Genomic DNA, 13246 nt, shown 5'->3' on the forward strand with positions numbered 1-13246 from the left:
AGCCAATTGAACGGCGGGTTCCCGAGAGAACGACGCTGAAGGAATTATCGCTCAGCAGAGCGTCGTCAAGCCACAGGCTGGTCACGAGATTACTCGAGTAAAAATCTGCCAGACTTTGCAAACTGGCTTGAGATAAATTCAGGTGGGTGATTTGGTTGCTTGAAAGGGCAAGGTTCGTCAAACTGCTCAGCCCCGCGAAGGCACGCGGCTCGATGCTCCTGATTTGGTTATCATTAAGGTAAAGCTCCGCCAAGCTGCTCAGATGATAGATCTACTTTCCTTGTCACGGATGGCGCGGCGATTAGGTGTCACGCAAAAATGGCTGCGAGACCAAGCCGATGCTGGCAAGATTCCCTCTTTGAAAGCCGGTAATCGCTACCTGTTCAACCCAGCGGCGGTGCAGAAGTCACTAGCAGCAAAAGCCACACGGATACGGCGGGAGGGCTACCATGCAGAATAGCCCTAACAAGCCGGCCCTACTGCTGACGCACCAACAAGCTGCTGATGCCTTGGCGATTAGCCCGCGCAAGTTGTCGGGCATGACGGCATCCGGCGAGATTCCGCACATCCGGCTAGGTCGATGCGTGCGGTATCCAGTCAATGACCTGCAACGCTGGATCGACGAACAAAAGAAAGGGGGCAACAAATGATGCCCCCTACTCAACGGTTTATATCCGCCCGACCGGATACCAACGCCGGCGAGCTGCGGCGACACGTGGAAAATAAAGCCGAAGGGATTAAAAATGAAACAAAGTGAAAGTACGACGGAAGGCGTTTCTCGGCCTTCATTAGTTTGCATGGCCGACATCGACCCGCGCCCGATCACCTGGGTGTGGCCTCAGCGCATCGCTGCTGGCCGCATCACGTTGGCTGTGGGGATGCCCGGCGCGGGCAAGAGTTTCTTGACCTGCGATCTGGCATCGCGCGTATCGACCGGAACACCCTGGCCGGATGGCTCCGAGTGCCAGCGCGGATCGGTGGTGTTCATAACGGCCGAGGACGATCCCCACGACACGATCCGTCCGCGACTCGACGCGCTCGGTGCGGATGTGTCACGCATCCACCTGCTATCGGGAGTGCTGCAAACCGAGAGGGGCAAGACCAAAGAGCTGACTTTTACGCTGGCCGATGCCGACATCCTGCGGCAAACGCTAGAAACAATTGACGATTGCCGACTCGTGGTCATCGACCCTATCGGATCGTTTCTCGGCGGCCGTTGCGATTCGCACCGCGACAACGAAGTGCGGGCGGTGCTGGCTCCCATCGCTAAGCTGGCCGAGCAACACGGTCCGGCGGTGCTGATGGTGGCGCACCGGCGTAAGAGTGCGGGCGCGATCGCGGACGATACCGCGATGGGAAGTCGCGCGTTTACCGGCATCGCGCGGAGCGTTTGGCACCTGTCCCGAGACACCGAGAATCGAAACCGCCGACTGCTGCTGCCCGGCAAGTGTAACCTGGCGGCCGAGCAAACTGGCTTGGCCTTCACGATCGCGGGCGAGCCTGCAAGCGTCAATTGGGAAAGCGACCCGGTGCCGATGACGGCCGATGACGCTCTGGTCCGTGAGAAGGGAATAGCGGGCGAGCATTCGGCGATTGACGAAGCGAAAAACTGGCTTCGGGAAGCATTGGCTGGCGGCCCGAAGCCGAGCGGCGAACTAAAGAGCGAAGCGAAACGCGACGGCGTTTCCTGGCGAACGGCGGAACGCGCCAAGGCCAGTTTGGGCGTCTGCAATCGCCCCAATGGGTTCGGCGGCCAGTGGGTCTGGGCGTTTCCTGACGGGGCAGACTCCGCCAGTCTCCGCCAAGAGTCCCCAGTGTCCGCCAAGGAACAAAACTTGGCGGACTCTGGCGAGACTGTGGCGGACTCTGGGGAGGGCGATCCCTGACCGAAAGCGAATCCATCGGAAGGAAATACACGGGACAGCAATGCTGGGCCAACATCGGTATGATGCGGACAAATCAAAGCAACGCTCAATAAAACTAATTGACGAAATGAATGGACGATTAATGCTAGCGCGTTTCTACAACGGAACACACTGAAGCTACTCTGGAAATATCTCGACCCGCCAATCACGATGGACCGCAGGTCGACAAAGAAAGGTAAATAACGATGGCGAGTATTGTGAAACGTCCCAATAGCAATTGGTGGATTCAATACCTCGATTCTAACAACAAGCGACAGACATTGCGTCTTGGTAGGGTAGCCAAACGCTCGGCGGACAGCATCAAGGTCAAAGTCGAAAAGCTCATCGAAGCCAGACAATCGGGCTGCGCGATCGACAGTGCGACGGCGTCTTGGTTGGCAAACGATGCGACAGATACATTACACGTCCGACTTGTGAGGCTAGGGCTGGCCAAGGCCCGCAAACGCGACCAGGAGGCTTCACCGACAATCGGTGAGTTCACGCGCGCGTTTATCGACGAGCGGAAAGGCACCAGGAAGCCCAACACGGTCATACATTACGAGAGGGTGCGTGGTGACGTCGTCAATTACTTCGGTGGTAACCGTCGCATGATGGATGTTACGCGAGCGGACGCTGATCGCTTTCGTGAATCCCTGGCCGAACGGAGTTTAGCCCTTAATACGATTAATCGGAGGATGGGGCGCTGCAAGCAGTTCTGGAACGCAGCAATCGACGCTAAGCTCATCACCGAGAACCCATTCAAGGGTCAGGACTGCCAGGTCAGACCGGTCGAGGCACGATTCGAATATGTCGAGCAGTCGGTCATCGACAAAGTGTTGGATGCATGCATCGACGACGAATGGCGGCTGATCATCGCGATAACCCGTTACGCAGGCATGCGGTGCCCGAGTGAAGTTCTAGCCCTGAAATGGACAGACGTTAACTGGGCCGAGCACAAGATGCTAGTCGTCAGCTCGAAACTGGAACACCACCACGACGGCGGACGACGCTGGGTCCCCATATTCGCCGCCTTGCGGCCGTACCTCGAAATGGCATTCGAACAAGCTGAAGAGGGCTCGGAATACGTCATCACGCGATACAGGTCCCCCAACTGCAACCTACGAACACAGCTTAGCCGGATCTGCAAGGCGGCGGGCGTCGACATGTGGGTCAAGCCGTTCCAAAACCTTCGGTCGTCCGCTGAGATCGACCTCAACCGAGAGTTTCCGCAGCACGTGGTGGCACGCTGGCTTGGGCACTCCGAGAACGTCGCCCTGAAGCACTATCTAAGAACAACAGACGACGATTTTCTGCGGGCAGCTGGCGTGCCCCATCAAGCCGGCGAAAAAGGCGAAGCAGTAGGGCGAAGCACTCAGGCGAAGCAGCACGCTGCCGCACCGAACCGCACGAAGTCGCCGGCGCAACAAAAAACCCCTACGGCAACAGGGGTTACGCTTATCGATGCGACTCAGTGCGAGATGATGCAAACTAAGCAAGTGCCCCCTCAAGGACTCGAACAACTGCCATTCTCCTCGTGGAATAGAGACATCAGCGACCAAGGTGTTGTAGGAGGCGACATCACGCATTTCGTCGAAGCCCAACTGTACATGAGAATCGTAAAGTCGAGGATTGGCTTCTATCTTGTAGGAGCCCTTACACCCTCGATACTATCAGCCGTGTAGACCCTTCAAAAGGTATGGGGTCGTCCTTGGGATCTTTTGGCAAATTCTTTGCGGACGGATTGTATTTACGCCAGCCGCCAGCCCTTATAACTTTTGCAGTGTTGTCACGGAGACAACTTAAAAGCTCTGTTGTTAACACTTTGTCTGAGATTTTTTTCAAAAATTTTTCTCTGTCCCATTTAGGCATCACCGCCTCTCTCATTCCGCCTGAAGTAAATCCGAAAGGCAACCATTCTCCTTTGACAAATTCAGCCGCTTTATCCTCGTCCAACAACAAGCGTTCATCCTGCAACCGTTCTTCTAATTCTTTATCTGTCTCATATCTATCCCGGTCTTCAATGTAATTTTTCTCCTGAGAACCGTAGTATTTCGTTTTACCGGCGTGTTGATACTTCCATTGGGAACCGTACGCTTGACTTTCAAACCCGGATGGCATCTTGAGTTCCATATCTTCTAAATTTCCCGCTATATTATGATGATCGATGCGATAGCTATAAATGCTAAAGCCATAGAGTTGGCATTTTTTAACCCATAGTCCCGCAGGAACCCCAAGCTGGTCCTCTAGTTCCCACAGGCCTGCTCCATTAGCCCCTGACGCTCGGCCTATCATTGCTTGTGCTTCGGGGAGTGGCGCCACGAAGTTATAATCTCTCCCCCATCCTTTTATCCAAGGGCAACTTTTATCCTCTTTCATAAACATATTGTGCATGTCGGGTGTAATGAACGCATGAGCTCCGTCTTTAAAATCGGTGACGAATCTAATGATAGCGGATACAGTGATATAAGCTTCAGCGAGGCCAATCATCTCTTTCCGCCCCATCTGGTTCGCTAACCAGGCGCCGCCGGGCGAAACAGTTTTGTTTTTTGCCTTGTGTTCACGTCTATCGACATTTCCTCTTTCGTCCTTGTTAAGTTTTCGCATGTGCTCCACCTGCCCGCGAATGTTCTTCCAGCCATCTTTCGAACGTTGTTGGAGTTGGTACAGCTTTTCGCCCAGTTCGGCTTTCCGTTTTGCTAATCTCGCATCGTATACTCTCTTCCAAGCTTCGTGTTGGGCGGCGCTAGCGTTTGCGTAATACTCAACAAACTGATTTTCAGAGCGACGATAAATATCGATTGGGCGCATGTCCGTACCTGATCTAACTCAATGATTGACTGGAAAGGGCAATGTTGCCATTGACCATTAGTAACGTTTAATATCACCGACGCAAGTTATTTTAAGATTTGCAAACGTTTCGGTCATCTGTTAAGTAGTCTTGTCATGATTCGTCTGCTTATCGCTAGAGCACAAAATAAGGCCCCTTGGCGATTGGAACGATCTCTGAGGTACTCGTGAAAACAAGTGCTTTGACTTGATGACAAACGCTTCTAGCCCGTTGCTCACTGTTCCGATGGCGATTGGGACGCAGACCGGTCCTCTTATGGTAATGATGCATCGTCTTATTGCATCACTGGTCCGTTGCTACGCCGGTGAGTAACGCAAACTTGAGATTCCAACCCGCGTAAACGTTGACGAAACAGCGTAATTGATTCCAAATGATGATAACCGGTTATCGAGCAATGTGGATTGGAGATTATCACCTGGCTCTCCCCACCTCTCACCCCACGTCAAAGAGTGAAAGAATTAATGTGTTCGGAAACTCGTAGGTGACCCATCGATACCCGGACCGTGCCTGGCGGGTCCTCCTAATTTTTAGTGAAGTAAACCTATCGGCTGCGACGAGCACTGCGAAGACAAGAATGACGCACAGGATCAAAGCAGCCAGCACCGCTAACATTCTAAAAATGAGCTGCCTCCACTGCGGCATCTCCTTAAGCGTCCCCGACTGGTGCATCTTCATCCAAAGGATGATTACAAGAGCCAATATCACCATGCTTATAACAAGATCTCGCATGATACTCATTACCCGTTTACCACCAAATTGCCATGTCAGATCGGATTCATTTTCTTTGATCCGCCTGCCCGATACCACCCTCGAGAGCGACTGTAGATAGGTCAACGATTAGCGGACCAGATGTCCGTTTCAAGGCCTCTGAGACGCCGTCTAACGCACGCAAAATCCGACGCACCTCCTGCACGATGTGACGCAAAATGCGACGCAGCAGGTTGCGGCAACAGACGGCACTGAGCAGAAGCCAGTGTTGAAAAACAGCGGTTTTGCCGGGGAATTGCCGCTTGATGCTGCTGCACGCCATTCGGTGCTGAGAGAAGAAGTGCCCCCTCAAGGACTCGAACCTTGAACCTGCTGACTCGCACTATTGAGATCCTCCACCCCAAGACTCTCGTAGCTCGCTCCCCTCTCGGGAAACCCCGGCACATCCATCAAGTCCAACAAACCATCGCTATCGGTGTCGCCTGCCTTTGCGACAGAAACAACGAATAACAAAATCATGAAACAAGCCAAGATGTGGAGTCGGTTTATTTGATCAGCCCGAAAGTGGGTGATGAGCCTCTGAATTATTGTCGTGAGAGAGATCAAGCATTGCAAACCGGCGGCGCCATGCCACTTTGACCAGCCGTCGTGCCATGTGTTCAATTCCTCCTAGGAACACGCAAGACAAACTGACGCCCGCAGAACAACGGGCATTTGACCTTGAATTAGTGGTTCTGCCTTGTAGGCTGATTGGAAGTCAAAATTCTTATCAGTTAGACAGCAGCACGCTATTGGCAAGCGGGGTTACCGGTTGTCCAGCGGTTGCTGTCGAAACCCTCTTCTTTCCGGGAAAACGGACCACTAGGGCCTGTGATTGCATATCATTTAGCAGCGGCCCAGGGTTTGGGACCACGTTTCCGCGGGTGCCGAGATACCCAATGGGGAAGCCTGCATGTGGGGAGATTATCCGTTGCGCGAATGGGGTATGTGTTTACAACGCGTGATCTAGGAAGAGACTTAGAACACCTTTTTCGGGCTTCCGCAGACTCGCGGAGAAGCTTGACCAGAATGAGGGGAAGAACCAGATGCTGATTCGTCCACTGGCAACTGCCATGCTGCTCGGAGTGTTCGTGGTTGGGACCGTTCAGGCGGAGGTTGAGCGGTTTGAGCTCAAGTCGCGAGAGCCCTTCGCGGGTGGAAAAAGTTTTGGCCAGGTAGGCGTTTACCAGCGAATTCAAGGTACCGTTCATTTCACGTTGAATCCTCAGGCGCCTCAGAATCAGAACGTTGTCGATCTGCAGTTTGCGCCACGGGAAGCGGATGGCCTGGTCCGCTACTCGGCCGATGTCTGCCTGTTGGCTCCCCAGGATCTGAGCAAGGCGCGGGGGGCACTTCTTTATGACGTTAACAATCGGGGGAACAAGCTGGCCCTTAATTTCTTCAATTTTGGCTCCCCTGATAATCGCAATGACCCACGGACCGAGGCTCAAGCTGGCGACGGATTCCTGATGAAGCAGGGGATCGTGGTTTTGTGGAGTGGCTGGATTGGCGAACTATTGCCCGGCAATGAACGTTTACGATTGCATCCTCCCACCACAGTCGGATCCGACAAGCCATTAACGGGGCCCGTTCGTTACGAGTTGTTTACGGCCGGTCCAGCCACGGCGCTGGCAGTGAACGGCGGCGGCCATGGTGCTTATGATGCCGTCGATCCCCAGTTGAAGAAGGCCACCTTGACGCGCCGTCAGCGGCCGGAAGATCCACGGGTCCCGGTGGCTCGCGAGAAGTGGACGGGCGCCTGGGAGAAGAAGAGTGATGAATCAAGTTTGTCAAAGCTGACCGTCCGCATGGAACCGGGGTTTGCACCGGGATTCTTGTATGAGCTGATCTACCAGGCAAAAAATCCGCTGGTGATGGGGACAGGCCTGACCAGCGTTCGAGACCTTGTCTCGGCCCTGCGTTATGGTGACGGTAAGGATAATCCCCTGTTGCTCAATGGTAAGCCAGTGATTCGCCGGACGCATGGGTTTGGTGTTTCGCAGAGCGGCCGGTTCTTGCGAGAACTGGTTTACTGGGGACTGAATGAAGATGAACGGGGACGGCGATCTTTTGATGCCGTGATTCCTCACGTGTCAGGAGGTGGCCTGGGGTCCTTTAATTATCGATTTTGCCAGCCCACGGCTTACAATACGCAATTTCGACAGCATGAGTATCCCTCGGATCGCTTTCCCTTTGCTTATGAGATCCAGGAAGATTCTGTTTCCAAACAGCGGGATGGGATTTTGCAGCGCTGTAGAGAGTCGACCGCACCGTACATTTTTCATACCCAGTCCAGTTCCGAGTACTGGCATCGCAGTGGCAGCCTGGCTCACACTGATACCCTGGGGAAAAAAGACTCGCAGGTTCCAGATACTGTGCGGATCTATATTTTCGGGGGTACGCAACATGGTCCAGCCAGTTTTCCGCCTGGGAAATCAGGAACGTCCAATGCTCAGAACCCGGGGGAGTACCAGTTCTTTCTGAAGGCCTTGCTCCTGAGGCTTGATCAGTGGGTGGCCGATGGGACCAAGCCGCCGGCGAGTGTCTATCCAACTATTACCTCTGGAAACCTGATCTCACCGGTGGCGGCTGCCACTGGATTTCCCCGCATTCCGCAAGTGGCATTTCCGGCAGTTTGGCAGCAACCATCGCTCTGGAAACTTGGTCCCCGTTGGGAGAAGCAGCGTCTCGTGGATCAGGAACCGCCTGGACGCCTGGCTGATTACGTGGTGCTGGTTCCCCGCTTCAATGCAGATGGTAATGAAATGGGCTGTTTGAATCCAGTAGAAGTTGCCGTGCCGGTCGCCAGTTACACCGGTTGGAACCTCATCCGTGATGGCACCGGTGCGGATGGAAACCTTGCCAGCTTGTGCGGCAGTTACATTCCTTTTCCGAGAACCAGGGCAGAACGGTTGGCCACGAAAGATCCGCGGCGTTCGGTTCAGGAGCGTTATGAATCGGTCGATGTTTACATTGCCCAGATGAAGACCTATTGTGACGGACTGCTGAAAGGCGGCTATTTACGGGCCGCCGACGTCCCCCGTATTCTGGAGACGCATCGCAAGCGAGTTGAGCCTTTGTTTAACAACGTTCCTCTCCAGCCGTGATCCTGTTGCTGGCGGAGACCTCGATTTCCGACCTGGTTTCGTGACGGGATACGACAGATTCGATAAGTTTGCGAATTTTTTCGACCGTCATCGCATCGGTCTGGCACTGGCGATCATCGCGATGTCGGTGACCTGTGTGGTTGGGGTGGCGCTACTCGGATTTGAAGATCAGCCCCGTGGTATTTTTCGTACGGACGACAATTCCTTTCGACAATTGGAAGAGGTGTTTGAACAGTTTGGCGCCGACGAGGTAAACTGGATGGTGCTGGTAGAAAGTGAAGATCTTTCCGCCACGTCGTATCAGTTACAAATACCGTCATGGATTTTGTAGATCGTGGCCTCACCCGCGCTGTGATGATCCGCCAGCAGGTTCTGATTGTTGTTGTCGGACCGAATGTACGCCGCTCGCGAAGTGATCGCTGCGAAGTGCTTTAGCTTCAACGTCTCATCCTTGGCCCGGGCCGCCTCGCTCAGCGGGTAGACCTGGCCGATCGGTAACTGCAGTTGACCCTCCCGCACCCACTTGCCCAACCAATCCATCGCCTGCCTCATCACGGTCTCGTCTTCGATGACCGTCCCGACTGCCAAGCCGTAAACCGTCCGATTTTCAAACAGCAGATCATCGCCTAGGGGTCGGTCAGTGGTGATTGCGTGTGTGCCGTGCTGGGGATAACTCGAAACAGCACATTTACGGCTGCAGCTCTCTCCCACCGGCCACCACACTGGGTGCAATCATCAACGCGCGCTTCGCCAAGATTCTGGAATGCCATTGGACGGTGCGTCTTTGCCAAGCGGCACGGCCGAGGCGGCAACTTCACGGCGAGAAGTTCGTCTTGACGAACGACGACCGAACGTTTTTTGGCAAACCGGAACGACAAGATTCGGAATTCCGCTTTATTTGCGCGCACCTCGAACACGCAGTTTGCGATGAACACTGCTACGCAATGCGAAGAAGAGTCACGATGGACAAGTGGTGGTATTGTGAAAGTCTTTTCTGGGCAGTCATTCCGATCAAGATTCTCTCACGCACAATGGTGGGATTCCATGAGGGAGGTCAATTCGAAACCGCTCTCGTTACTCAGCTGCAGCATTCATATTGACTCCTGATGCCGAATTTACATTCGTCGTTTCATAGCCAAAATTGCTGAAAGCAGCGGCATATAATTCGCGCACAATGTTAGCCGTATCATCGTCATAGAGATCATCTAATCGGCTATGTGCGTTTGTCTGATGAGGGCTCTGATTTGAAATCTTTGCATCATCTTTCGATCTATGAAAGATCTGTTAAACAATTTGAAGCAAACCCTTTTCCAACGTCTCAACCTTACCGATGTAATCTAGTTGAGCGATAGGGTAATTGATTAATACAGATTATGGAGCCCAATGTGCATCCATGTACAAGCCGCCGTTTTCAAAGTGATGCTAGTCGAGTTCGATTAGCTGCTCGCACGTCAAATCAGAAAGCCGATCATAGCTGGCTAACGCGGCCTTGTGATCGTAATCATCGCCAGAACGTCTATGCTCATGCGAATAAAGCGTTCTTATCCCCGTTGAACTGGCAGCTTTAGGGACTTAAAAAAAACAAACTTAGGCGGATCAGAAACTTTCGATTTATTATTAACGAGCCTCGTGGTTTTAAGCGCAGCCTGCGGTTTATACTTCCTGAAATAAGGCTTTGACACCATTAGGATAGTCTCTCCTAACAACTTAATCTTTTTACGAAATACATACATCGCAGGCTCTACATGGAACACCACGATACAACCAATTCTTCACCTCGGAGTCACCATCGCAGTTTTCCTCGGGGATGAGGTCGCAGGTTCGAATCCTGTCCCCGCCACTTCGGTTGGTTGCAATAAGTCGCAGTCACCCGCAACCCCCGGCAAAGCTGGGGTTTTTTCATGCGACGTCGAAACGATCTGCGACGTATTGCAAGCCTTTGCGTGCACCTGCTGCGCCGCATTCTGCGCCGCTTTTGACTCACCCTTCACCGCAGCTGCGAAATGTTCCTCCGTCGTCATCAGATAATGCCGCATAGCCACACTTCTTACAGGCTCGCCCGTCAGCTTCAAGCCCGAAAGCCACTCAAGGCTCGCCCCTAGTAGCATTCGTGGGTTTTACCATCAATAATGGCTTTTCGTATCCTAACGGCATAAATCATTTAAGCTTGAGATGATTCCAATGGTTGACAAAGATGATCCTTCTTTGAACTGGGAGGAAGCTCGACTTATCCCGGTTCCGGGCATTGGTAAGGCGGAGGAAAAAGAGTTAAGAGCGACTTCAGCGTTACTGGCTGTGCTCACGGCAGTGAATGAATTCGGTGTCGCCATAACGAAGCCATGCGGATCAATCAAAGGCAATCTTGAAGCATTTATTGAAGTGCCCTTTGAATTAGCCGACGGTCGCAAAGTCCGTCCTGATGGACTAATAAGGGTCTCCCGAGGCAAGAAACGTTGGGTAGCCTTAATTGAGGTCAAAACCGGCAGCGACGAATTAAAAAAGAATCAGGTTGAGGACTACCTTGATGTCGCCAAAGAAAACAATTTTGATTGTGTGTTAACCATTTCCAATCAAATTGCACGAATACCCGGGCAGCATCCTGTTGAGGTGGATAAACGCAAAATCAAGAAGGTGGATTTGCATCATCTGTCGTGGTCTCGCGTCCTGACGGAGGCAATGCTTCAGCGCTCGCACCGTGGTGTGGCTGACCCTGACCAAGCGTGGATTCTCAACGAACTCATTCGTTATCTGGAGCACCCTAAAGCTGGGGCCGTTGATTTCAATGACATGGGTGAACACTGGGTCAGTGTTCGGGACGGGGTGAAGGCAGGGACATTAAGGCATCATGATAAACATGCTTTTGAAGTAGCCAGTAAGTGGGAAGAACTGTTAACGTTTGCTGCCTTACGATTGGGCCGCCGATTAGGAACTGACGTCCAAGAAGTTCTATCCGCTAAGGAGCGAAAGGATATTTCGGTAAGGATTGATAATGTCGTTGACTCGATGGTAAAGGACGGGAAACTGGCGGGCACAATCCGCATTCCCTCTACCGTAGGAGACATATCTCTAATTGCAGATCTACGAGCTCAGCAAATTATTGTTGGTTGATGTTGGTGCTCCCCAAACTGGGAGACACTCAACGAGAATAAATTGGCTATTACGGCAGCTCAAAAATGCGCCAGACTCGATCACTCTTGAATCTTGGGCCGCTCGAAGTCGAACATCTTTGGCAGATGTAATTGCAAGCGTAAGATCCAAGCCTGAGCTTTTGATTCCGCAAGACAATCGCGACATTGTTAAGTTCACCGTTTCTTTAACGCAAAAAATGGGACTCAAGAGAGCGGCCGGTAAGCGTTCGTTCATCGATTCTGTCATTGACCCTCTAGATGATCTTTACGCCGATGTAGTTCAGAGCTTGAAAAAGTGGCAACCTCCTGCACCCAAAATGGATCCGATACCCGTAGAGAATAAGCCGGCTCCAGCTAGGCAGGAAAATGAAAACGCTGACGTAGCTCAAGACACATCTCGCGACGAGGCTGAAATGTCCCAATCAGCAGATTCAAACCCTCCAGGATCCGATCCCGAAATGATTGATCCGAAAAGGGATAATCAAAACACTTCACAATCACAGCCGGAAAGTTTTGGCGAAAGCAATGCGTAGCAACTCTTTCATGCAGCAATACGGGGCGCTCGGACGGTTGCCGTGGGCACACAATGCTGCCCAGGCAAACTAGAAACACAAGCCGTTTGTTTCGTCGTAGCTAACTAAGATGACAGGTTGCCAGGGCTTCCGATTGATGAAGAGCGCAGGAGATGGGTGGCGATTTCTGTTTTCAGCATTTATTCCTTGAGCGCAATTCGCGAGTCTGTTACCTTCGGGCACCGTAGGATCCTTAGAGCAGCACCACGAATTTGAGACATCATCATGCCCCGACTATCTTTCTTGCAGATTGTTTCCATTGTCGTCGTTCTCGTTGTTGGGATGGCAATCAATCTGCAGGCATCCATCGTTGACCTAACGTTTAGCGGCACCTATGAAGGTGCCGTAAGTGGGCCCTTCAGCTAGTCGATGACTTACGATACATCGCTGGACACGAATACCGAGTTTTTTGCCACAGGAGATGCGCTCGGGGGAAAGGTGACAACGCATCCCTGGTATGGCTATTCCGCCTCGGGGATTATCGACTCTGATATTGAATTTGATGGGGCTGGGTTTTTGCCGAATCACATACTTTTAAGTATTGTTGACTTAGGAGATGCAGCAGACATTTGGTTCGATGTCGACTTGGCAACGGGGGCAACGCCGACGCTTACTTTGATCAGTTTCACAAATCTCGAAGGTGATCTCACCATCGGTAAGGCAATCACGGACGCCTCCAACATTTTTATGGTTGCTGAATCGTCGATAGAATTAGAGGAAATGATTGGAGACGGAATGCCATCGGGTTTGCCTGAAGATGGAGTCTCATCCGATCTGACCATCAGCTTTCCGGAGACCGACCCCATTCCCGAACCCGCTTCGGTGATCACTTGGACGTTGCTTGGCGTCGTTGGCTGTATCGCTACTTGGTGGAGGCGTCGTCGCCGAGCTGGCTGATCAGCAGATCTCTCTCGTCGTGAAATCGTTCCCCCGTCTGTGG

At 52.5% G+C, this 13246-nt stretch carries 15 protein-coding genes; 10 read left to right on the forward strand and 5 right to left on the reverse strand.

Going from position 1 to position 13246, the window contains the following annotated elements:
• Nucleotides 1-181, reverse strand: a 181-nt coding sequence (locus P8N76_17960; protein ID MDG2383563.1) for a hypothetical protein, incomplete at its 3' end; no start/stop codon positions are given.
• An 81-nt stretch (nt 182-262) separates the two neighbouring features.
• On the opposite strand from P8N76_17960, the gene P8N76_17965 reads away from it, so the two are divergent.
• From P8N76_17965 to P8N76_17980, 4 genes are all read left to right on the forward strand, one after another.
• Nucleotides 263-460, forward strand: a complete 198-nt coding sequence (locus P8N76_17965; protein ID MDG2383564.1) for a helix-turn-helix domain-containing protein — start codon at nt 263-265, stop codon at nt 458-460.
• Nucleotides 450-650 (forward strand): helix-turn-helix domain-containing protein, encoded by a 201-nt coding sequence (locus tag P8N76_17970; protein ID MDG2383565.1) that lies wholly within the window; start codon nt 450-452, stop codon nt 648-650. The genes P8N76_17965 and P8N76_17970 overlap by 11 nt, the downstream gene beginning before the upstream one ends.
• A gap of 93 nt (nt 651-743) precedes the next feature.
• Nucleotides 744-1886, forward strand: a complete 1143-nt coding sequence (locus tag P8N76_17975; protein MDG2383566.1) for an AAA family ATPase — start codon at nt 744-746, stop codon at nt 1884-1886.
• A gap of 224 nt (nt 1887-2110) precedes the next feature.
• Complete coding sequence (locus P8N76_17980) at nt 2111-3586, forward strand: tyrosine-type recombinase/integrase (protein ID MDG2383567.1); 1476 nt, start codon at nt 2111-2113, stop codon at nt 3584-3586.
• On the opposite strand, the gene P8N76_17985 is transcribed toward P8N76_17980, so the two are convergent.
• Both P8N76_17985 and P8N76_17990 read right to left on the reverse strand, forming a co-directional pair.
• Nucleotides 3558-4712 (reverse strand): hypothetical protein, encoded by a 1155-nt coding sequence (locus tag P8N76_17985; protein MDG2383568.1) that lies wholly within the window; start codon nt 4710-4712, stop codon nt 3558-3560. The genes P8N76_17980 and P8N76_17985 overlap by 29 nt on opposite strands.
• A gap of 1096 nt (nt 4713-5808) precedes the next feature.
• Nucleotides 5809-5979 (reverse strand): hypothetical protein, encoded by a 171-nt coding sequence (locus P8N76_17990; protein ID MDG2383569.1) that lies wholly within the window; start codon nt 5977-5979, stop codon nt 5809-5811.
• Nucleotides 5980-6545: 566 nt separating this feature from the next.
• On the opposite strand from P8N76_17990, the gene P8N76_17995 reads away from it, so the two are divergent.
• Together P8N76_17995 and P8N76_18000 are read left to right on the forward strand one after the other, a co-directional pair.
• Nucleotides 6546-8606: an alpha/beta hydrolase domain-containing protein gene (locus P8N76_17995; GenBank protein MDG2383570.1), complete on the forward strand. Its 2061-nt coding sequence runs from the start codon at nt 6546-6548 to the stop codon at nt 8604-8606.
• Nucleotides 8607-8646: 40 nt separating this feature from the next.
• On the forward strand, nt 8647-8937 hold the full coding sequence (locus tag P8N76_18000; GenBank protein ID MDG2383571.1) for a hypothetical protein: 291 nt from the start codon (nt 8647-8649) through the stop codon (nt 8935-8937).
• Here the strand turns inward: P8N76_18000 and P8N76_18005 are convergent.
• Nucleotides 8907-9329 carry a hypothetical protein gene (locus P8N76_18005; protein MDG2383572.1) on the reverse strand — a complete coding sequence of 141 codons (423 nt, stop codon included), beginning with the start codon at nt 9327-9329 and terminating at the stop codon, nt 8907-8909. The two genes, P8N76_18000 and P8N76_18005, sit on opposite strands and share 31 nt — an antisense overlap.
• Before the next feature lie 1049 nt (nt 9330-10378).
• On the reverse strand, nt 10379-10642 hold the full coding sequence (locus tag P8N76_18010; protein MDG2383573.1) for a hypothetical protein: 264 nt from the start codon (nt 10640-10642) through the stop codon (nt 10379-10381).
• A 145-nt stretch (nt 10643-10787) separates the two neighbouring features.
• Here P8N76_18010 and P8N76_18015 point away from each other — a divergent pair, with 145 nt between their 5' ends.
• The 4 genes from P8N76_18015 to P8N76_18030 all read left to right on the forward strand — a co-directional run bounded on the left by P8N76_18015 (nt 10788) and on the right by P8N76_18030 (nt 13203).
• Nucleotides 10788-11714: a hypothetical protein gene (locus tag P8N76_18015; GenBank protein MDG2383574.1), complete on the forward strand. Its 927-nt coding sequence runs from the start codon at nt 10788-10790 to the stop codon at nt 11712-11714.
• 118 nt (nt 11715-11832) lie between these two features.
• Nucleotides 11833-12267 carry a hypothetical protein gene (locus P8N76_18020; protein ID MDG2383575.1) on the forward strand — a complete coding sequence of 145 codons (435 nt, stop codon included), beginning with the start codon at nt 11833-11835 and terminating at the stop codon, nt 12265-12267.
• A 264-nt stretch (nt 12268-12531) separates the two neighbouring features.
• Nucleotides 12532-12672 (forward strand): hypothetical protein, encoded by a 141-nt coding sequence (locus tag P8N76_18025; protein MDG2383576.1) that lies wholly within the window; start codon nt 12532-12534, stop codon nt 12670-12672.
• 3 nt (nt 12673-12675) lie between these two features.
• Nucleotides 12676-13203: a hypothetical protein gene (locus P8N76_18030; GenBank protein MDG2383577.1), complete on the forward strand. Its 528-nt coding sequence runs from the start codon at nt 12676-12678 to the stop codon at nt 13201-13203.
• Nucleotides 13204-13246 lie beyond the last annotated feature (43 nt).

The sequence above is a fragment of the Pirellulaceae bacterium genome, assembly GCA_029243025.1.
Classification (GTDB): Bacteria; Planctomycetota; Planctomycetia; order Pirellulales; family Pirellulaceae.